Below are 23,278 nucleotides of genomic sequence, written 5' to 3' on the forward strand. Positions count from 1 at the left end.
CCAAGGCGTGTGATCAGGACCGGCCGAGCCTGTTGTCGATCAGGGTGAAGATCTCGTCGTCGGACGCCGAGTCGAGCTGGTCGGCGAAGGAACCGTGTGCCGCATCGCCGGTCCACCTGGTGAGAAGGGCCTTCAGCCGGTCGGTGACCGCCGACCGCGTCTCGTCGTCGAGATCGCCGGTCAGGCCTGCTTCCAGCCGGTCGAGGTCGGCCAGCACGGGGGATGCGGGAGACTCGGGGACGGCGGCGCCGAACAGCTCCACGTCCAGGAGTCCGACGATCGCCTGCGGGGTCGGGTAGTCGAACACCAGCGTCGCGGGCAGGCGCAGGCCGGTCTCGCGGTGGAGTCGGTTGCGCAGCTCCACGGCCATGAGCGAGTCGAAGCCCAGCTCCTTGAACGCCCGCGTGGGCCGGACCTCGCCGACGGTCGCGTGTCCGAGCACCTCGGCGCCTGCCGATCGGACGAGGGTCAACAGGGCTGCCGCACGGTCCGGCGGATCGAGACGCACCAGGCGGTCGACCAAGGTCGCCTCGCCTGCTGCGGGTGCGGCGGCGGTGCGGCGCGTGGTCCGCTGCAGTGCTCGGCACACGGCGGGCAGCGTGGCCCGGAGGTCGAGTCGCACCGGCAGCACCACGGGTCGTGGTCCCGCCACGGCGGTGTCGAACAAGGCCAGTCCCTCGTCGGTCGACAGCGGCACCACGCCGCGCCGCGTCATCCTCGATCGGTCTGCGGCGCCGAGTCGGGCGGTCATCTCGCTGGTCGACTCCCACCAGCCCCAGGCGAGCGAGTGCGCAGGCAGGCCGTGCGCCCTGCGGTGCTCGGCGAGCGCATCCAGGAAGGTGTTGGCCGCCGCGTAGTTGGACTGTCCTGCTGTCCCGAACACGCCGGACGCCGAAGAGAACATCACGAAGGCCGACAGGTCGCCTGCGAGTTCGTGCAGGTGCCAGGCCGCGTCGACCTTCGGGCGGAACACCGTGTCCACCCGCTCCGGCGTCAGCGCGGAGACCACCCCGTCGTCGAGGGCGCCTGCGCTGTGCACCACCGTGGTGATCGGGTGCGCAGCGAGCAGCGCGGCCACGGCGGCACGGTCGGACAGGTCGCAGGCCACCACGGCGACCTCGGCGTCCCACCCGGTCAGCTCCTCGCGCAGCGCGACGGCACCGGGGGCGTCCAGTCCACGACGACTGGCCAGCACCAGGTTGCGGACCCCGTGCCGCCGCACCAGATGTCGGGCCACGGCGGCACCCAGCGTGCCGGTCCCGCCGGTGATCAGGACGACGCCTGCCGGGTCCCAGGAGGGCGCCGCCGACTCGGTGGTCCTGCTGCGCGCCAGCTGCGGTATGAACAGCTGCCCGGCTCGGACGGCGATCTGCTGCTCGCCGCAGGCCGCCGCCGCCGACAGCTCCGCGTCACCGGTGTGCTCCTCGGCGTCCAGCAGTATCAGTCGGTCCGGGTTCTCGGACTGCGCGGACCGCACCAGACCCCAGACGGCCGCCGACGCCGGATCCGGCACGTCGCCGTCGACCGCACGCACCGCGCCTCTCGTGACCACCGCCAGGCGGGTGTCGGCGAAGCGCTGGTCGGCGAGCCAGGCGCGGACGACGTCCAACACGGCGCCGACGACCCGGCGGGCCCGCGTGGGCGCGTCCTGGCTGCCTGCGCAGGCGGCGTCCAGCAGCACGACGGCCGGCGTGGAGCCGTCCGCCGCCTGCGAGTCCAGGTCCAGGTCTCGGCCGATCCAGGCTACCGAGGTGCCGCCGACCGTCGCGAGTGCCTGCGGTCCGGTCCAGTCGAGGTGGTAGAGCGAGTCCGTCGAGGCGACGGCGAGCTGGTCGGGTGTCACCGGGCGCAGGGCGAGCGAGTCCACCGAGACCACGGGAGCGCCGGTCTGGTCGGCGGCGTCGAGGGAGACCACGCCCTCGCCCCGCATCGTCAGCCGGACACGCAGCACGCGCGCGCCTGCGGCATGTATCGAGACGCCGGACCAGCTGAACGGGAGCCGGACCTCCTCGGTCTGCGCGACCGCTCCGGCCGGATGCAGCGCGGCGTCGAGCAGCGCGGGATGCAGGCCGAAGGCGGTCGCCCCGGTCGTCGCCTCGGCGGGCAGCATGACCTCGGCGTAGATCTCCTCCTCGGTCCGCCACATCGCCCGCAGACCCTGGAACATCGGCCCGTACTGGTAACCCTGGTCGTACAGTCGTTCGTACACGCCGGCCAGCGGCACGACCGTCGCCGCAGGCGGCCACGCCGTCAGGCCGAGGTCGCGGCTCGGCTGGTCGACCCCGAGCTGCCCGAACGCATGACACGTCCATGCGTCGTTCTCGGCATCGGCGCGCCGCGAGTACACACTCACCGGCCGCAGCCCGGACTCGTCCGGCGCTCCGACCAGTACCTGCACGGCGACCCCTCCGTGGGGCGGGAGGATGACCGGGGCCGCCAGCGTCAGCTCCGCGACGCGACTGCAGCCGACCTGGTCGCCTGCGTGGACGGCGAGTTCGACGAAGGCGGTGCCCGGCAGCAGCACGGTGCCGGCCACGGCGTGCTCGGCCAGCCACGGATGCGTCTCGATCGACACCTGTCCGGTGAGCAGGACGCCGTCGGAGTCGGCCATCGAGACCGAGGCGCCCACCAGCGGATGGCCCGCGTCCTGTTGCCCGATCGAGGCCAGATCACCGGCGAAGCCCTTGGGCATCTGGAGCCAATAGCGTTCACGTTGGAATGCGTAGGTCGGCAGGTCGACCTGGCGACCGCCGGCCAGCAGGGGCGTGACGTCGACGTCGACGCCGTGGGTGAACAGTTCGCCCGCCGAGGCGAGGAAGCGGTCCATGCCGCCGTCGTCCCGACGCAGGGTACCGATCGCCAGGGCGTCGCCGTCCCGTTCGTCGATGACCTCCTGAATGCCATAGGTCGTCACCGGATGCGCACTGGACTCCACGAACACACCGAAACCATCGACCAGCAACGATTCCACCGCACGATCGAACCGCACCGTCTCCCGCAGATTCGTGAACCAGTACTGCGCATCCAACGACGCCGTGTCGACCACCGATCCCGTCACCGACGAATAAAACGGGATCTCCGACGACCGAGGCTCGACATCCGCCAGGCTCTCGACCAGCTCGTCCCGCAGCGCATCCATCAACACCGAATGCGAGGCGTAATCCACCGGAACCCACCGCGCCCGAACACCCCGCGACTCACAATCGGCCACCACTCGCTCAAGACCCGAGACCGAACCCGACACCACCACCGACGACGGACCGTTCACCGCCGCCAACGACACACCGTCAGGAAGCAGCTCCGTCACCTCGGACGCAGGCAACGCCACCGACACCATTCCCCCGCCACCACCAAGACCAGCGATCAAACGGCTCCGCTGAACCACCACCCGCACACCATCACGCAGACTCAACCCACCCGACACCACCGCCGCCGCAATCTCACCCTGCGAATGACCCACCACCGCCGACGGAACCACACCCACCGAACACCACAACTCCGCCAACGACACCATCACCGCAAACAACACCGGCTGAACAACATCAACCCGCCCCAACGCCTGCTCATCACCCAGAACGTCAAACAACGACCACCCGACGAACTCCGACAACGCCGCCGCACACTCGCCCATCCGACCCGCGAAAACAGGAGACGACCCCAACAAACCCGCCGCCATCCCCACCCACTGCGAACCCTGACCCGGAAACACCAACACCACACCACCGGCAACACGACCACCGGGAACCACCGCACCGGAGGCGACCGCCGACAGGCCCGCCATGAACTCGTCGGTGCGAGACCCCGAGATCAGCACCCGGCGATCGAACCGCGCTCGCGCCGTGGCCAGGGACATTCCGACATCCGCTGGACGCACCGCCGGCCGCGCCCGTAGGAAGTCCACCAACCGGTCTGCCTGCGCACGCAGCGCGGCGTCCGACTTGCCCGAGAGAATCCAGGGAACGATCGAGTGGTCCGGGGCCGCCGCTGCGGACGCCACGGGGTCCGCCGGGGGCTCGGGCGGCGCCTCCACGATCACGTGCGCGTTCGTCCCGCTGACGCCGAAGGAGGACACTCCCGCCCGACGCGGCCGGTCGGCGACGGGCCACGGCTGCGCCTCGGTGACCAGCTCCACCGCACCGGCCGACCAGTCCACGTGCGGCGTCGGCTCGTCGACGTGCAAGGTCTTGGGCACCACCCCGTGGCGCATCGCCAACACCATCTTCATGACGCCCGCGATGCCCGCCGCCGCCTGGGTGTGCCCGAGGTTCGACTTCACCGAACCGAGCAGCAGCGGCCGGGCACGGTCCTGCCCGTACGTCGCGATCAACGCCTGCGCCTCGATCGGATCACCCAGCCGAGTACCCGTGCCGTGCGCCTCCACCACATCCACGTCGGCGGCGGACACCCCGGCCGAGGCAAGGGCCTGCCGGATCACCCGTTGCTGCGCAGGGCCGTTCGGCGCGGTGAGGCCGTTCGACGCACCATCCTGATTCACCGCAGAACCCCGCACCACCGCCAACACCGAATGCCCGTTGCGCCGCGCATCCGACAACCGCTCCACCAACACCAGACCGACACCCTCGGACCAGCCCGTGCCGTCCGCCGCCCCGGCGAAGGACTTGCAGCGGCCGTCGGCGGACAGCCCGCGCTGCCGGGAGAACTCCACGAAGACGCCGGGCGTCGCGAGTGCGGTGACGCCGCCTGCGAGGGCGAGGTCGCACTCGCCGGAGCGCAGGGCCTGCGCCGCCAGGTGCAGCGCGACCAACGAGGACGAACAGGCGGTGTCGACGGTGACCGCAGGGCCCTCCAGGCCCAGGGCATAAGCCACGCGACCGGAGGCGACGCTGCCCGCGTTGCCGTTGCCCGCGTATCCCTCGACGTCCTCCGGCACTCTGGGCAGCCGAGCCGCGTAGTCGTGGTACATCAGGCCCGCGTAGACGCTGGTCCGGCTTCCCCGCATCGACACCGGGTCGATGCCCGCCCGCTCGAAGACCTCCCAGGAGGTCTCCAGCAGGAGTCGCTGCTGCGGGTCCATCGCCAGCGCCTCGCGCGGCGAGATCTCGAAGAATCCCGCGTCGAAGTCGGCGACGTCGCGCAGGAAGCCGCCAGCGCGGGTGTAGCTCTTGCCGGGCACGCCGGGTTCCGGGTCGTAGAGCTCGTGGAGGTTCCAGCCTCGATCGGTCGGGAAGTCGGAGACGACCTCGCCGCCGTCGGCGAGGAGCCGCCACAGGCTGTCCGGGTCGTTCACACCACCAGGGAAACGGCAGGCCATACCGACGATGACGATCTGGTCGTCCGAGACCGAGCCCGTCGTGCCGGGCTCCACGGCGAGGGGCTCCGCCGTCGCGACGGTCTGGCCGAACAGCCGCTGATGCAGGAAGTCGGCGAGCGCGCCGGGCGTCGGGTAGTCGAACACCATCGTCGCGGGCAGGCGCAGGCCGGTCTCGACGTTGAGGCGGTTGCGGAGTTCGACGGCCGTCAGCGAGTCGAAACCGAGCAGCTGGAACGTCTGGGCGGTGTCGACGGCCTCGGGGGAGGAGTGGCCGAGCACTCTGGCCGCCTGGGCGCGCACCAGGTCCCCGAGCAGGGACTTCTGTCGGGGGTCGTCCAGGTCTGCGATGCGTTCCCGCAGGGTGCCTGCGGCTGCCACTGCCCGCCTGCGGGCGGGCACGAGGTCGGCGAACAGGCGCGGCACCTCGCCCTGGAACGCCGTCAGGTCGAGCCGCAGCGGCGCCACCGAGGCCTCGCCGACGCCGAGTGCCGCGTCGAACCGGGCCAGCCCGTCCTCGGTGGACATCGGGACGACCCCGGCCCTGCCGAGCCGCGTCACGTCCGCGCCGTCCAGTGCCCCGGTCAGTTCGCTCGCCTGCGACCACAGGCCCCACGCCAGCGACTGCGCGGGCAGTCCCAGTGCTCGGCGATGGTGGGCCAACGCGTCCAGGAAGGCGTTCGCCGCCGCGTAGTTGCCCTGCCCGGCGTTCCCGATGAGCCCGGCCGCCGACGAGAAGGACACGAAGGCGGACAGCTCGCCCGCGAGCTCGTGGAGATGCCAGGCGGCGTCCGCCTTCGGGGCGAACACCGTGTCGAGGCGCTCCGGTGTCAACGACGTCACGACTCCGTCGTCGAGCACCCCCGCCGTGTGCACCACGGCGTCGACCGGGTGCTCCGCCAACAGCCCGGCGACCTGCTCGCGATCGGCCATGTCACAGGCCACGACGACGACGGCCGCGCCGAGCCCGACGAGCTCGTCCCGCAGCTCCACGGCATCCGGCGCCGTCAGGCCCCGCCGACTGGTGAGGACCAGGTCTCGGACACCGTGTCTCGTCACGAGGTGTCGGGCGACGGCGGCGCCTAGTGTCCCGGTGCCGCCGGTGATCAAGGTCGTGCCGGAGGCGTCCCAGGCGGGTTCGGCCACGGCGGACATTCGCCGCAGCCGCGCGGCGAACACCCGATCACCACGCACCGCCAACTGCGGTTCGTCGAGCGCGGCCAACAGTTCGAGGTCGACGGTGCCGTCGGTGTCCACCAGCACGATCCGGCCGGGATGCTCGGACTGTGCCGACCGCACGAGCCCCCACACGGCCGCGCCCGCGAGATCGGGCGACTCCTCCGGAGTGACCGCGACGGCGCCTCGGGTCAGCACGACGAGTCGCTCTTCCGGCTCCCTCTCCAGCCAGGACTGCAGCTCGGTCAGCACACGGCCGACGGCGGTGCGCGGGGTGCTCTCCCGCTCCTGGCGATCGAGCACCGAGACGGCCGTCCGCCTGCCTGCGGCCTCCGTCGGCACCCACTCCACCCGGAACAGCGAGTCGCGGTTCGAAGAGCCGGCCCGGACCCGCGTCGCGGGACGCACGACCAGCGACTCGGCCGACAGCACGGGTGCGCCGGACGCGTCGGCTGCCTGGATCGACATCGTGTCGGCGGCCAGCCGTCGCACGCGCACCCTCAGCTCCGTGGCGCCCGCCGCGTAGGACCGCACGTCGGACCAGACGAACGGCAGGAGCGGTTCCTGCGGCCCGCTTCCGTCGAGCGCGAAGCTGTGCAGTGCCGCGTCCAGCAACGCGGGGTGCACGCCGAACCATTGCGCCGCAGCGCCCTCCTCCTCGGCGAGCGCCACCTCGACGAAGATCTCGTCGGCGCGTCGCCACGCCCGCCGCAGTCCTTGGAAGGCCGGGCCGTAGAGCATGCCGATCTGGGCGAACCTGCCGTAGACGTGATCGACGTCGACGGTCTCGGCTCCGGTCGGCGGCCACTGGGTCAGGTCGAAGTCGGCCTGCGGCAGGGTGGGCAACAGCAGACCGGTCGCGTGGCGGGTCCAGTGGACGGCGTCGTCGTCGGTACCGCGCGCATGGACGCCGACCTGACGAGCGCCGTCGTCTGCCTGCGGACCGACGACGACCTGAATACGCACCGCGCCGGACTCGGGGACCACCAGCGGCGTCTGGAGGGTCAGCTCATGCAGCCGCGTGCAGCCGACGGCCGCACCGGCCTTCGTCGCCAGCTCCACGAGACCCGTGCCGGGGAAGATCACGGCCCCGTCGACGACGTGATCGGCCAGCCACGGCTGTTCGGTGACCGAGATCCGGCCGGTGCAGACGACCTCGTCCGAGCCCGCGACCGGGACCGTCGCACCGAGCAGCGGGTGATCGGCGGCGTCGAGGCCGACGGAGGCGACGTCGCCCGCCGAGGCGGGCGTCGCCAGCCAGAAGCGGTCGCGTTGGAAGGCGTAGGCGGGCAGGTCGACCCGTCGGCCACCGGTCAGCAGGGGCGTGACGTCGACATCGACGCCGTGGGCGAACAGCTCGCCCGCCGAGGCGAGGAAGCGGTCCATGCCGCCGTCGGCACGGCGCAGGGTGCCGACCACCAGCGCGTCGGCGGCATCCCGATCGCCGTCGCGTTCGTCGACGACCTCCTGAATGCCGTAGGTCAGCACCGGATGCGCACTGGACTCCACGAACACGCCGAGACCGTCGGTCAGCAACGCCGCCACGGCGCGGTCGAACCGCACCGTCTCGCGCAGGTTCCGGAACCAGTACCGCGCGTCCAAGGACGCGGTGTCGACCACCGTGCCCGTCACCGACGAGTAGAACGGCACGGCTGAGGAGCGCGGCTCGATCTCCGAGAGGAGTTCGAGCAGCTGATCGCGGATCTCCTCGATCAGCACCGAGTGCGAGGCGTAGTCCACCGGGATCCAGCGGGCCCGGACGCCCCGTGACTCGCACTCGGCCACCACCCGGGTCAGACCCGCCCGCGCACCCGAGACCACCACCGAGGACGGACCGTTCACCGCCGCCACGGTGACGCTTCCGGAGAGCAGGTCGGCCACCTCGGGCAGCGGCAGTGCCACCGACACCATGCCTCCGCCGCCGCCGAGGGCCGCGATCAGCCGACTCCGCCGGGCCACCACTCGCGCCGCGTCCCGCAGACTCAGGCCGCCCGCGACGCACGCGGCGGCGATCTCGCCCTGCGAATGACCCACCACGGCCGAGGGGACGACGCCCACCGAGCGCCACAACTCCGCCAAAGAGACCATCACCGCGAACAACACCGGCTGCACGATGTCGACCCGCGACAACGCCGCCTCGTCACTCAGCACGTCGAACAGCGACCACTCGACGAACTCCGACAGCGCCGCCGCACACTCACCCATCCGCTCGGCGAACACCGACGAGGACGCCAGCAGCTCCACGGCCAGGCCGACCCACTGCGAGCCCTGACCGGGGAACACCAGCACCACCCCACCGGCGGCGCGCCGCCCCGCAGTCAGCCGACCGGCGGCCACCTCGTCGAGGCTCGCCAGCAGGTCCGCCCGATTCGCACCGGCGAGCAACACGCGCCGGTCGAACAGCGACCGCGATGCCAGTGCCGCTCCCACGTCCGTCGGCGGGAGATCGGGTCGATCCCGGAGGAACTCCGCCAGGCGAGCCGCCTGGCCGCGCAGGGCCGCGTCCGACTTCCCGGAGAGCACCCATGGGACGACCGGGGACGTCGCGGGCTCGGCTGTGGACTCGATGGCAGCAGGCGGCGGCTCGGGCTGGTCCGCCGCCGGTTCCGGCGCGGGGGCCGCCTCCAGGATCACGTGCGCGTTCGTGCCGCTGACGCCGAAGGACGACACCCCGGCGCGGCGGGGTCGGCCCGTGTCCGGCCACGGGACGGACTCGGCGGCCAGCTCCACCGCGCCCACCGACCAGTCCACCTGCGGCGTGGGCTCGTCGACGTGCAACGTCTCGGGCACCACCCCGTGCTGCATCGCCAACACCATCTTCAGCACACCGGCGATCCCCGCCGCCGCCTGCGTATGCCCGAGATTCGACTTCACCGAGCCCAACAACAACGGCCGAGACCGACCCTGTCCGTAGGTGGTCAGCAGGGCATGGGCCTCGATGGGGTCGCCAAGCCGGGTACCGGTGCCGTGCGCCTCCACCACGTCCACGTCCCCGGTGGACAGACCCGCCGAGGCCAACGCCTGCCGAATCACCCGCTGCTGCGACGGACCATTCGGCGCCGTCAACCCATTCGACGCACCATCCTGATTCACCGCCGAACCCCGCACCACCGCCAACACCGAATGACCCAACCGACGCGCATCCGACAACCGCTCCACCAACACCAGACCCACACCCTCAGACCACCCCGTCCCATCCGCCGAGGCCGAGAACGACCTGCACCGACCATCGGCGGAAAGCCCACGCTGCCGCGAGAACTCCACGAACACCCCGGGGCGCGACATCACGGTGACCCCGCCCGCGACGGCCGCCGTGCACTCGCCGCTGCGCAGGGCCTGCACGGCCAGATGCAGCGCGACCAGGGACGACGAGCACGCCGTGTCCACGGTGACCGCCGGGCCCTCCAGCCCGAACGTGTAGGCGATGCGGCCGGACACGACGCTGGCGGCGTTGCCGGTCAGGACCTGGCCCTCGACGTCGCGGGGGATGTCGCCGAGGTCGGTGACGTAGTCCTGTCCGTTGGTGCCGACGAACACTCCGATCCGCTCGCCGCGCACGGCTGCCGGACGGATGCCCGCGTGTTCGAAGAGCTCCCAGGCGGTCTCCAACAGCAGCCGCTGCTGCGGATCCATCGCCAGCGCCTCGCGCGGGGAGATCCCGAAGAAGGCGGCGTCGAACTCGGCGGCGTCGGGCAGGAAGCCGCCCGCGCGTGTGTAGCTCGTTCCCGAACGGGCGGCGGTCGGGTCGTAGAGGGCGTCGAGGTCCCAGCCCCGGTCGGACGGGAATCCGCCGATCGCGTCCTCGCCGTGGGACAACAGTCGCCACAGGTCCTCGGGTGAGCGCACGCCACCCGGGAACCGGCAGGCCGTGCCGACGATCACGATCGGGTCGTCCGCCACGGCGGCCGTGACCGGCGCGACGGGGGCGTCCTCGCGGCGGCCGCCGGTCGTCTCCTGGGAGAGGTACGCCGCGAGTGCGGCGGGCGTCGGGTGGTCGAACACCACTGCGGCGGACAGGAGCACGCCCGTCGCGGCGCTCATCCGGTTGCGCAGCGCGACGGCGGTCAACGAGTCGAAGCCCAGGTCCTTGAACACCCGATGCGCGTCGATGTCGGCACCGGATCGGTGGCCCAGCACGGCGGCACTCTCGGTGCGCACCAGCTCCAGCAGGACGCGGCCGCGTTCGGCATCATCGAGGGCCGCCAGCTCGGTCGAGGGGCTGCGGTCGTCGGTCCGCGCGCCGACCTCGGGCAGGTCCGCCAGCAGCGGACTCCATCGCGCCGCCGTGAACTGCGGGGCGAACCTCGCCCAGTCGACGTCGGCGACGGTCACCCCCGTCTCGCCACGGTCGAGGGAGAGCTGTAGGGCCGCCAGGGCGGTCGGCACCGGCAGCGCGCGCAGGCCGTCCTCGGCCAGTCGAGTGCCGACGGGGCCCGCCGCCATGCCCTCACCCGCCCACGGCCCCCAGGAGATCGCCGTCGCGGGCAGGCCTTCGGCGCGGCGGCGCTCGGCGAGCGCGTCGAGGAAGGCGTTCGCCGCCGCGTAGTTGCCCTGCCCTGCCGTGCCGAGCACCCCGGTCACCGAGGAGAACAGCACGAAGGCCGACAGCTCACGGTCCCGCGTCAGCTCGTCGAGGTGGGTCGCGCCCCAGGCCTTCGGGGCCAGCGTCCGATCCAGCTGCTCGGGGGTGAGGGAGGCGAGCACGCCGTCCTCGAGCACACCTGCCGTGTGGAACACCGCGTCGACCGGGTGGGCGGCCAGCAGCGCGGCGACGGCGGCGCGGTCGGCGACGTCGCAGGCCACCACGTCGACGTCGGCGCCCAGCGCCCGCAGCTCGGCGGCGAGGTCGGCGGCGCCCGGTGCGTCGGCGCCCCGGCGGCTGGTCAGGATGAGACGGTCGGCTCCCCCGCTCGCGAGCAGGCGCGCCACCGCACCGCCCAGCGCCCCGGTGCCACCGGTGACCAGGACGGTGCCCGAGGGCCGCCAGCCGCCGCTTGCGCCGGAGCGGGCCCTGGCCAGCCGTCGGACGAAGGTCCCCGACTGCCGGACCGCCACCTGGTCCTCCCCTGCGGGATCGGCCAGCACGGCGGTGAACCGGGTCAGCGTCGCCGCGTCCGGGCGGGCGGGCAGGTCGATCAGCCCGGCCCACAGGCGGGGCGATTCGAGCGCGGCCACCCTGCCCAGTCCCCACACCGCCGCCTGCCACGGGTCCACGGGTCCGTCGGAGCCTGCGGCGGCCACGCCGTTGCGCGTCACGCACCACAAGGGGATGGTGCGGTCGCCGAGGGTCTGGATCATCGAGAGCGTGGCGTGCAGTCCGACGGTGCTCACCACTCCCGCACAGTCGGCGGGCAGGCCCTCGGCCAGTGCGGTCGGGGTGAGCCGGACGACCGCCGCCCCGGCGGCCGACAGCACCGCGGCGAGGTCGTCGGCGGCGTCCTCGGAGATCAGCGCCCAGTCGCCGGACAGCCAGGCCGCCGCCGACGGTGTCGTCGGTCGCCACACCACCTCGTGGCGAAGGCCGTCCACCAGGGAGCGACGCTGCCTGCGTTCCCACCAGGAGGACAGCCACGGCAGCAGCTCGGCCAGCGGCGCCCGTTCGTCGGCGCCGAGGTCGAGCGAGCGGGCGAGGGCGTCGAGGTCGCCTCGGCCGACGGCGGCCCAGAACTCGACGTCGGCCCCGGAACCGCTGGTGATCCGGGGCTCCAGCCAGAAACGCGTGCGGTCGAAGGCGTACGTCGGCAGCGTGATCCGGCTGCCCGCCGTCCCCAGCGTGTCCCGCTCGATCGGGACGCCGAGGGTGAAGAGCCGCGCGGCCGCCGTCCGCAGGGCGAGCGACTCGGGTCGGTCCGTCAGCAGCGACGGCACGGCGACCGCCGATCCGCGCAGTGACTCCGCCGCCATCGCCGACAACACCCCGCCCGGCCCCAGCTCCAGCAGCGCCGAGACGCCTGCGTCCTCCAGCCCGCGCACGCCGTCGGCGAACCTGACCGGCTCGCGCACATGACGCACCCAGTACTCCCCGTCGCGGAGCTCCTCGGCATCCGCCGGGCCGCCCGTGACGTTGGACAGCACGACGAGACGGGGCGCGTGAAACTCCAGACCCCGCACGACCTCGGCGAACTCCGCCAGCATCGGGTCCATGAGCGGCGAGTGGAAGGCGTGGCTCACGCGCAGCCGCCGAGACTTCTCGAAGCGGGTGGCCAGGGCGGCCACCTCGTCCTCGACGCCGGAGACCACCACCGAATGCGGGCCGTTGATCGCGGCGATCGACACGCCCGACGTCAGCAGCGGGCGGACCTCCTCCTCGCTCGCCCGCACCGACGCCATCGCGCCGCCCGCAGGCAGCGCCTGCATCAGTGATCCACGGGCGGCCACCAGGGTGCAGGCGTCCGCAAGGGTCAGCACGCCTGCGACATGTGCCGCGACGATCTCCCCGATCGAATGGCCGCCGACGACATCGGGGCGCACGCCCCACGACTCGACCAGGCGGAAGAGCGCGACCTCGACGGCGAACAGCGCCGCCTGCGTCCAGCCGGTCTGTGCGAGCAGCTCGTGGTCCTCGGCGAAGACGACCTCGCGCAGCGGCCGGTCCAGCTTCGGATCCAGCTCGGCGCAGACCTCGTCGAACGCGGCGGCGAAGGCCGGGTGGCTCGCGTAGAGCTCAGAGCCCATGCCTGCCCGCTGAGCGCCCTGACCGGTGAAGAGCACGGCCAGCCGCCCGGACACGGCGGCGGAGCCGGTGACCGCGAACGTCGAGGATCGTGCGGCGGCGACCGCCGCCAGGCCGTCGATCAGCTCGGCACGGTCCCGGCCGATCACGACCGCGCGGTAATCGAACGCGGATCGCGTCGTCACCAGCGAGTGCGCCACGTCGGCGGGATCGACGTCCGGCCGTCGGACGAACTCCAGCAGCCGCTCGGCCTGTGCGCGCAGCGCGGACTCCGACTTCGCGGTGAGGACCCAGGACGTCACCTCGGCCCGGCCCGAGGCCGCTGTCTCGGACTCGTCCGGCACGACGGCGGAATCAGGAGACGCCGCGTCGGCGGCGGGCCGCCCGCCGAGACGGTCGCCGGGGTCCGAGGACACCGGAACCGGTGAGCGGCCCGGCACGGACGGCGGTTCCTCCAGGATCACGTGTGCGTTCGTGCCAGAGATCCCGAACGACGAGACACCCGCCCGGCGCACGCCCGCCGACGCCCACTCGACGGCCTCGGGCACCAGCGACACCGCGCCCGCCGACCAGTCCACCTGCGGACTGGGCTCGTCGAGATGCAGCGTCGCGGGCACAATCCCGTGCCGCATCGCCAACACCATCTTCAGCACCCCGGCGATCCCCGCCGCCGCCTGCGTATGCCCGAGATTCGACTTGACCGAACCCAGCAGCACCGGCCGCGAACGACCCTGCCCGTAGGTCGCGATGACTGCCTGCGCCTCGATGGGGTCGCCGAGCCGGGTACCGGTGCCATGCGCCTCCACCACGTCGACATCCGCCGCGGACAGACCCGCCGAGGCCAACGCCTGCCGGATCACCCGCTGCTGCGACGGACCATTCGGCGCCGTCAACCCATTCGACGCACCATCCTGATTCACCGCCGAACCCCGCACCACCGCCAACACCGAATGACCGAGACGACGGGCATCCGACAACCGCTCCACCAACACCAGACCCACACCCTCGGCGAGGCCGAATCCGTCTGCGGTGCTGGAGAAGGGCTTGCACCGGCCGTCCGGTGCGAGCCCTCCATGGCGGGAGAACTCGACGAACATGCCCAGGTTCGGTAGGACGGTCACCCCGCCCGCCAGCGCCGAGGTGCACTCCCCGGCCCGTACGGCCTGCGCCGCCAGGTGCAGCGCGACCAGGGAGGACGAGCACGCCGTGTCCACGGTCACCGCAGGGCCTTCCAGGCCCAGCGTGTAGGCGATCCGCCCGGAGAGGACGCTGCCGGTGTTACCGGTCAGGACGTGACCCTCGTGCCCGGACGCGGCGTCCAGGCGGGGCCCGTAGTCCATCGTCATCGCGCCGACGAAGACCCCGGTCCTGCTGCCCCGCAATGACAGCGGGTCGATGCCCGTACGTTCCAGCACCTCCCAGGACGTCTCGAGCAGCAGTCGCTGCTGCGGGTCCATCGCCAATGCCTCCCGAGGCGAGATCCCGAAGAACTCCGCGTCGAAGAGGTCCGCGTCGGGCAGGAAGCCCGCCTCGCTCTGGTAGTACTGACCGGGCTTGTCGATCACCGGCGAATAGGCGCCGGTCACGTCCCAGCCCCGGTCGGCAGGGAAACCGGACACCACGTCGACGCCCTCGGCGACGACCCGCCACAGCTCCTCCGGCGAGGCGACGCCGCCGGGGTAACGGCAGGCCAGGCCGACGATGACCACCGGGTCCTCGGCAGCGGCCGGAACCGGGACGACGGCATCGACCTCGGCGGCGCCGAAGAGCTCGGCGTGCAGGAATTCGGCGAGCCGAGCGGGGGTCGGGTAGTCGAAGGCGAGGGTGTGCGGCAGCCGCAGCCCGGTTGCGGCGCCCACCCGGTTGCGGATCTCCACGGCGGTGACCGAGTCGAAACCGAGGTCGCGAAAGGGCCGTCGGGGATCGACGAGACGACCGTCCGTCCGGCCCAGCGTCACCGCCACCTCGTGACACACCAGTTCCTGCAGCGCCGCCAGCTGCTCGACGGCGGACCGGGGCGCCAGCGCCTCGGCGAGCGGCACGAACTCGGCGACCGGACCGTCCTCGTCCGCCGCAGGCAGGTCCAAGGCCGCACCGTGGCCCGCGAACACCACCGAGGCGTCGAACTCGACGCCGTCGACGTGCAGTTCGGCGAGCGAGTGCGTCACGCGGGCGAGATCGGCCTGATCGCGGCGCAGCGCCCCGCGCACCGACGCCGCAGCCCCGGCGTCCTCGACGGTTTCCAGCATCGCCGCAGTCAGCACCGGATGCGGGCTCATCTCCAGCAACACGTGGTGGCCGTCGGCGAGCACCGCCCTGGTCACGTCGTCGAACCGCACGGTGTTGCGGAGATTGCGGCACCAGTAGTCGGCATCGAGCAGCTCACCGTCGGGCAGCCGAGATCCGTGCAGCGCCGAGTAGAAGGGCAGCTGCGGCGCCACCGGCCGCAGCGGGGCCAGCTCCCGGCGCAGGCGGGGCATGATCAGGTCGATGTGGGCGGAGTGCGCCGCGAGTCCGACGGCGACCTTGCGCGCGGTCCTGCCGTCGGCGTGCAGGGCGGTCACGAGCTCGTCGGCGGCGTCGGCGTCCCCCGAGACGATCACTGCGGCGGGTCCGTTCACCGCGGCGACGCCGAGCGCGTCGCCCCAGGGCCGTAGGAACTCCGTCACCTCCGCTCGGGTCGCGCGGACCGACACCATCTCGCCTCGGCCCGCCAGCGTCACCTGCGCCTGGCTCCACCGGGCCGCGACTCGGGCCGCGTCGTCGAGGCCCAGCGCACCGGACAACTCGGCCGCGAGGACCTCGCCCAGACTGTGCCCCGCGACGGCCGAGGGCTCCACGCCGTGTGCGCGCCACACCGAGGCCTGAGCCAGGCCGACCGCGAACAGCGCGGGCTGCGCGATGTCGGCGCGGTCCAACAACAGCTCCGGCGACGCCCCGCGCAGCAGATCGAGCAGGGACCAGTCCAGGAACGGCTCCAGTGCCTGCGCGCAGTCGTCGATCCGGGCGCGGAACACGGCGGAGGTCTCCAGCAGTGCGCGGGCCATGCCCGGCCACTGCGAGCCCTGTCCCGAGAAGACGAAGGCCACGGAGTCCCCGACGTGGGGTCCCTCCACCAGACCGGCGGCGCTGTGTCCTGCAGCCAGCCCGCGCAGACCGGTCAGGAAGTCGGTGCGCTCGCCTGCGACGAGTGCGGCCCGCCACCCGCCTGCGGGACGACGCTGGGCGAGGGTCCAGCCGACGTCGACCGGGTGCCAGTCCGGCGTCGAGTCCAGGTGGGCGAGCAGTCGGCCTGCCTGGCCGCGTACCGACTGCACGCCGCCGCCGGACAAGATCCACGGCAGCCGATCCACCCCGGAACTACGCACCATTGTGTACCGCGCTCCTTCTCCCCGCACCGGTCACCGCGAACAAAGAGTGAGACCATTCGACTGCGGACAGCACGAACGGCAATGGTCGCGCTCAGTCACGCCAGAGTTGCATGGAAGAACCGGGCCGAGTAACCCCTGTCCGAAACCCCTAGGCGTCTCACCAGCGCTTTCCTGGCGGGCCCTCCACCTCGTGAGAACGGGATGAATTCCACGCGCAGTCGCCTCGGTGCGAGGTCGCCCGACCTGCGAGATCCGCGATGACGACTGCGAAGTCGGACTGCGAACGAGGGAGGAAGGTCCAGTCCGAAGAGGACAGCTGCCCCGCCCGGCGCCGCGCGGCGGCCCTGCCACAGACGATCACCGGGCCGCTCGTCGCCCGGATGGGTCGGAAAAGCCGCGTCAGTCGAAAAGCCGCGTCAGAAGGCCGCGACGGAGGAGCCGGGGCAGAGGGACACGACGGGAAGGCGGTCGGCGAACCGCGCGACGAACGCTGTCGAGGAGCGGGACCACTCGGCCGCGCGACACCGAAGGCTTCCGGTCGGGCTCGCGCAGGCGAGCCAGGGCGGCAGGCCGGGCCCGCTGCCCGCCGCGCCGCCGCGAGCCGCCCCCGCGTCACCTCGTCGAGGAGCGGCGATGGTGCCGAACAGACGCAGCGCACGGCCGACGGCGAGGCCGGCTAGGCCGAGTAGACGACGAGCTGTGTGCCGGGAGCGGACCGGACGTCGAAGGTCTGGAAAAACGGACTGGCCGGCCGCACTCCCGGCCCGACGACCTGCGGGAGCCCGCCTCCGCGATCCGGTGGTGAATCGCGGAGGCGTCGCCTGGAGCCCCCGCAGGCAGGCACCGTCACCGTCGGGCGGTCGCGGGCTCCTGATCCTCGTACCCGTTGTCGATCTCGCTCGCGGCGCCGTCCGCGCCCGTCGATCCGATCGAACGGTCGTCCGACTCCGGTTCCGACTCCGACTCCGGCTTGTCAGGCGTCGACTTCCCGCCGATGAACAACGAGGTGATGAAGGCGAGCACGCCGACGCCCCCGGCGACCAGGAATGCGGTCCGCAGTCCGCCCGCGTCGGGAACACCGGACGGAGCCGCGCTGGACAGGGAGGCGACGGTGATGAACACCGCCGTACCGAGAGCACCCGCGACCTGCTGGAGCGTCGAGAGGATCGCGCTGCCGTGGGAGTAGAGGTGATCCGGCAGGACGCTCAGGGCCGAGGTCATCAACGGGGTCATCATCAGTCCGAGCCCGACCATCAGCAGAACGTGGATGGCGACGACCGCCTGAATCGGCGAGTTCGCCCCCAACGTGACGAACAGCCACAGCGCCACGGTCATGGCCAGGGCGCCGGGAATCACCAGCGGACGCGCGCCGAATCGGTCGAACATCCGCCCCACCGGCCGACCGAGCAGGCCGAGCGCCAGCCCGCCGGGCAGCACCGCCAGTCCGCTGACGAACGTGCTCGTGTTCAGGACCGTCTGCAGGTACAGCGGCAGCAGGATCGCCGAGATTCCCAGCAGACACATGAACAGCAGCGCGGCCAGGACCATGGCGACCACGAAGGTGCGGTGACCGAACGGCCCGAGGTTCAGCAGCGCCCGACCGTCACGCTGGAGTCTGAGCTGGCGCCAGGTGAACACGCCGAGGGAGGCCAGGCCGAGAACGATCGCCGCCCACGGCGGCACCGGGTGCTCTCCGCCTGCGGACTCGCCGATCGAGGACAGTCCGTAGAGCACCCCGCCGAACCCGAGGGCGGACAGCAGCACCGAGAGCACGTCGAGCGGCACCCGACGGGTCTCGCTGTGCAGCCGCATCAGGTTCGCGCCGATCAGGAGCGCGGCCACCGCGAGCGGCAGCACGATCCAGAACATCCAGCGCCAGCCCAGCGAGGACAGCACCGCGCCGCCGATCGTCGGACCCAGCGCGGGCGCGACGGCGATGACGATCATGATCGTGCCCATCGTGGCACCGCGCTTCTCAGCGGGTACCAGACGCATCGCCGAGGTCATCAGCAGCGGGAGCATGACCGCCGTGCCACAGGCCTGCACCACCCGGCCGAGCAGCAGGACCGCGAAGCCGGGAGCGAGCGCGCTCAGCAGCGTGCCCAGACTGAACAAGGTCAGCGAGGCAAGGAAGATCTGGCGTGGCGTGAACCGCTCCAGCAGGAATCCGGTGGTAGGGATGACCACGGCCATCGTCAGCAGGAACCCGCTGGTCAGCCATTGGGCGGTGGTCGTGGACACGTCGAGGTCGACACCGAGGTCACGCAGGGCGACGCTCAGGATCGTCTCGTTCAGGATCATCACGAAGGCGGATGCGACCAACACGCCGATCAGGACGTTGGCGCGCGGCGGCGGCGGGGCGTCGCGGTCGGAGTCCGCAGTGGCTGCGCCCACGGAGTCGATCATGTCGAGGCATTCCTCACAGAGTCGGGAGCGGCTGGGGTGGGCAGGGTCGTCGCAGCACCCGTCCGGGAGTCGTCATCGTCACGACGTGCGACAGGCCTCCGCGATGTTCCGCGCCTCGGCTGCCGGACGATCGCCTGCCCGCGCAGGTCGACGCGACGCTGCACACGTTCGATGGGCACGGTGACACGGCAGACGGCGTACGAGACGCTCGTCTCCCTCCTGCAGACGGCTCGACCCGCCTGACGACGATGTCGGGGGGCGGCCGTTTCTCGGACGACAGGATCATCGTCCGAGCCCCAGAACAACACGGTAACCCCGACCCCCGACGATTTCGATCGAAATTCGGTTGACCGGAAGGCCGGGCCGCCCGTCGCATCCCGGACGGACGAGCCTGCGGTCTCATGCCGACCTCGGGAAGAACGTCATCCCAGGTCGCGGGGTGCCTGCCGAGCAGCGGCGGCGAACCGGTGTGGCGGTCGGCACACCGCGCGCGCCGCAGGCTCGGCGGGCCGGGCGGCGGCGGTCTTCGACGCCGATGTTCGACGCAAGAGTCGAACGCCAGGCTGTCACGACCCTGGGGAACCCTCCGCCGCTCGGCTCTATGGCGGAGACGTCGTGTCGAGCTGGTCGCGCCTGGGCCCGGACACTCACGGCGGACCCGCACCGACGCAGGCGGGCCGACGCCGTCACCGCCGAGAGGCGATGCCGGACCGGGGCGGGGCCGACGCGGCGAGTGGTCAGCTCAGGGTCGCGGTGGTGGCCGCGATCGCCCCGAGCAGGCGCAGCGCGTCGGCCGACGGCGAGGCGGGCTCGGCCGAGTAGACGACGAGTTGGGCGCCGGGCGCGGACCGGACGTCGAAAGCCTGGAAGCCGAGGGTGAGGCTCCCCACCTGAGGGTGCAGGAACTCCTTCGCCTCGGCGGTCTTCCCGCGCACCTCGTGACGTCGCCAGTAACGACGGAACTCGACGGCCGCGTGCAGTTCCTCGACGAGGCGGCCGATCTCGGAGTCCGTGCCGTTCCCGGCGACGGCGGTGCGCAGGTTGGCGGCGCAGGCCTCCGCAGCGCGATGCCAGTCCACGAAGAAGGTCGGTGCGACCGGGTCGAGGAAGGTCATCCGCACGAGGTTGTCGAAGGCCCGGAAGGGGCTGTACAGCGCCTCGGCGAGGCGATTGGCGGCCAGGACGTCCAGCCGTTCGTTCAGGATCATCGCCGGGGTGTCGGGCCAGGAGTCCAGCAGTGCCCGCAGTTCCGGCGACGCCGTCGCGACGCTCCCGGCGGGCGCGGCGTGGAAGGGGACGTCGGCGAGCCGGAACAGGTGCTCCCGGCCGTGCACGTCGAGCCGCAGCACGCGGGCCAGCGCGTTGAGCACCCCGGCGGAGGGGTTGCGCTCGCGGCCCTGTTCGAGCCGCGCGTAGTAGTCCACGCTGACCCCGGCCATCGCGGCCAGCTCCTCACGCCGCAGGCCCGCGACCCGACGCCGCCCGGTCTCGGCCACGATGCCGACGTCCTGCGGGGTCACCGCGGCTCGGCGGGCACTGAGGTAGGCGCCCAGGTCGCCGCGCTTCGTCATGCGCACCACGGTAGGCCGCAGGCGCTCGACCTATCCAGGCCGTGTCACTCCTGGTCAGGAGACGACCTTCCTCCCCGTGACTCCGGAGCTGACGATCGAGGTCGTACCACGTGAACGACGACACGAAGAGGACTTTCGATGCAGGCATCGGATTACTGCGGGCTCTGGGTGACCGAGGACGGGCGCATCCGCCACCGGCTGCTGCCGACCGGTCGCTACGACGAGGCCAGGGACCAGAACGAGCACGCCTACCAGGGTGACTACCGGATCGACGGCGAGCACATCGACTACCGGGACGACACCGGATTCAGCGCCGACGGCGACTTCGTCGACGGCGTCCTGCATCACGCCGGGATGATCCTGTACCGCAGGCCCGACTTCTCCCCCGCCGCCGGGGAGGAGATCGAGCTGGCCCGCAGGCAGGGACCGCACCGGCCGCTGCTGTTCACGGGCGCGCGGCTCCTGACCGGGGACCCGCTCATCGGCGACGTCGAGCGCGGCGACGTGCTCCTGGCCGGGCAGACGATCGCGGGCATCGGTCCCGGCCTGCTCACCGCCGCCGACGACGACGGCGCCATCGTCGTGGACTGCCGGGACACCGTCATCATCCCCGCCGTCGTCGACCTCCTCGCGCTGCACTCGCTGCGCACGGAGCGAGCCGACGCGGTCGGGACGCTGGTGCCCGGCGCCGAGGCGAGCTTCCTCGTCCTCCGGGAATCCGACGTCGCGACTATCGCGGCGGGGCTGGCCCGGCAGTTCGCGGATTCGACGGTCCTCGGCGCGGTCGTCAGCCGAGGCGAGGTCGTCCACTGGGGCTCTCGCCCGCGCCCCGACGATCGTCCGTCCGTGTCTGCCGAGGTCCTCGCCGGGCAGACCGACGAGCGCCGGGTCGGCACCTGGATCGACGAGACCGGCTTCCTGCATCAGCACCTCGGCTCCGACGGCCGGTACGACGAGACCCGTGGCGGACGGCCGCACGCGTTCCAGGGGCGTTACTGGATCGACGGCGACCGGATCGACTACCTCGACGACCTGGGGTTCTGGGCCTACGGCGACTTCGTCGACGACGTGCTGCACCACGCGGGCTACACCCTGCGACGCCGCCCCTGACCCCGTCTCCTCCCCACCGACGAGAGAGCGACCACACCATGCCGACACCACTGCCGGACCTCGGCAGCCCCGGCCCCACCACGTTCCTGTTCACCGGCGGCACCATCGTCACCGGCTCTCCCACGATCCCCGACCTCGAGTCCGGCGACGTCCTGGTCGGCGACGGCCTGATCCTCGCGGTCGGCCCGGACCTGCGCAGCTCGCCAGAGTTCGCCGACCGGATCGCCGAGGCCGTCGTCATCGACACGCGCGGCCGCATCCTCGCGCCCGGCTTCGTCGACACCCATCGACACGCGTGGCAGTCACAGCTGCGACGCAGCATCCCGGACGTCGGCGACCTCGTCTCCTACGTCACCAGCACCCTCGGCGGCGCGGCCCCCGCGTACACGCCGGAGGACATGCTGATCGGCACCCGGCTGGCGGCGCTCGCGGCGATCGACGCGGGCATCACCACGATGCTCGACTTCTCCCACAACGCCCGCAGCGCCGCGCACACCGACGCCGCCGTCACCGCGTTGATCGACACGGGGATCCGAGGCGTGCACGCCTCGATGGCGCCGCACTTCGGCGACTGGGACCGGCAGTGGCCCGCCGACCTCGGCCGAGTCGTGTCGCGATACCAGGGTGCGGAGAGCGGACGCATCACCGTGCAGCTCGCCGCGCTGGCCACCGACGAGATCGCGGGCGAGCACCTCGCCTACGGTCCGCACCTCGCCTCGGTCGCCGAGTCCCTGGACATCGGCGTCAGCATCGACGCCGTCTTCGGCGCCTCGTCCTCGCGGGCCCTCCTCGACTGGGCACGGCGGGGCATCCTGCACTCGAAGGTCATGCTCATCCATGCCACCGGCCTGACCGACGAGGCGTGGCGGGCGGTGGGCGACACGGGGGCGACCGTCGCGCTGGCCCCGACCTCGGAGCCGCAGATCGGCCTCGAATCGGGAGTGCCCGCGATCGACGAGGCCCTCGCCGTCGGAGTCCGTCCCGGCCTCAGCATCGACGTCGAGGTGGCGCTGGCGGGCGACATGTTCACGCAGATGCGGGCGCTGCTGGCCGTCCAGCGGATGCGGGCGGTCGAGAACTCCCCCGACCGCGCGAACCCCTCGGCGCGCATCACCACCCGCGACGTCCTCGACTTCGCGACGCTGCACGGTGCCCACACGCTGGGGCTCGCCGATCGCACCGGGTCCGTCGAGGCGGGCAAGCGGGCGGACCTGATCCTGGTGAACGCCGAGTCGATCGCGACCATGCCGCTCAACGACGCCGTCGGGACCCTGGTCCTGGGGGCGAGTCCCGCCGACGTCGATGCCGTGCTCGTCGACGGCGTGCCGCGAAAGTGGGCGGGCTCGCTCGTCGGGGTCGACGTCGACGCCGTGCGGGACGAGGTCACGGCGTCCAGGGACGCGATCCTGCGGCGTATCGGCGCGGCGGCGGAGCGGCAGGCCGGGCGCGGCTGATCCGCCCGGGCGCTGCGGGGATCCGATGACGCGATCATCGGAGCCGGTGTCGCAGGCCCGGCGGCACCGGCCCGACGGCGCTGCGGGAGACGGCACGGTGGGAGACCGCGCTCCGAAGGCGACGGCGTGCTCGGCCGGGACCGCGCGGGCAGGCGAGCGGGCGGCGCGGGAGGACCACGCTCCGCTGCCGCTCCGGGCAGGCGAGTCCGGTCCGGACGCCGCACGGACGACGAGTCGCCGATCGTCCC

The 23,278-nt window shown here is 72.2% G+C and carries 5 protein-coding genes; 2 read left to right on the forward strand and 3 right to left on the reverse strand.

The window, feature by feature from the left end; all coding sequences use genetic code 11:
* Positions 1-13 precede the first annotated feature (13 nt).
* The 3 genes from UA75_RS34645 to UA75_RS17860 all read right to left on the reverse strand — a co-directional run bounded on the left by UA75_RS34645 (position 14) and on the right by UA75_RS17860 (position 20,466).
* Positions 14-16,489 carry a type I polyketide synthase gene (locus UA75_RS34645; RefSeq protein ID WP_232251088.1) on the reverse strand — a complete coding sequence of 5,492 codons (16,476 nt, stop codon included), beginning with the start codon at positions 16,487-16,489 and terminating at the stop codon, positions 14-16.
* A gap of 846 nt (positions 16,490-17,335) precedes the next feature.
* Entirely contained in the window at positions 17,336-18,895 is a 1,560-nt protein-coding gene (locus UA75_RS17855) for a DHA2 family efflux MFS transporter permease subunit (RefSeq protein ID WP_083683286.1), read from the reverse strand.
* A 737-nt stretch (positions 18,896-19,632) separates the two neighbouring features.
* Positions 19,633-20,466 (reverse strand): helix-turn-helix domain-containing protein, encoded by an 834-nt coding sequence (locus UA75_RS17860; RefSeq protein WP_075741210.1) that lies wholly within the window; start codon positions 20,464-20,466, stop codon positions 19,633-19,635.
* A 138-nt stretch (positions 20,467-20,604) separates the two neighbouring features.
* On the opposite strand from UA75_RS17860, the gene UA75_RS17865 reads away from it, so the two are divergent.
* Positions 20,605-21,576: an Atu4866 domain-containing protein gene (locus UA75_RS17865; RefSeq protein ID WP_075741211.1), complete on the forward strand. Its 972-nt coding sequence runs from the start codon at positions 20,605-20,607 to the stop codon at positions 21,574-21,576.
* 38 nt (positions 21,577-21,614) lie between these two features.
* Positions 21,615-23,030, forward strand: a complete 1,416-nt coding sequence (locus tag UA75_RS17870) for an amidohydrolase family protein (protein ID WP_075741212.1) — start codon at positions 21,615-21,617, stop codon at positions 23,028-23,030.
* Positions 23,031-23,278 lie beyond the last annotated feature (248 nt).

The sequence above is a fragment of the Actinoalloteichus sp. GBA129-24 genome (assembly GCF_001941645.1).
GTDB lineage: Bacteria > Actinomycetota > Actinomycetes > Mycobacteriales > Pseudonocardiaceae > Actinoalloteichus_A > Actinoalloteichus_A fjordicus.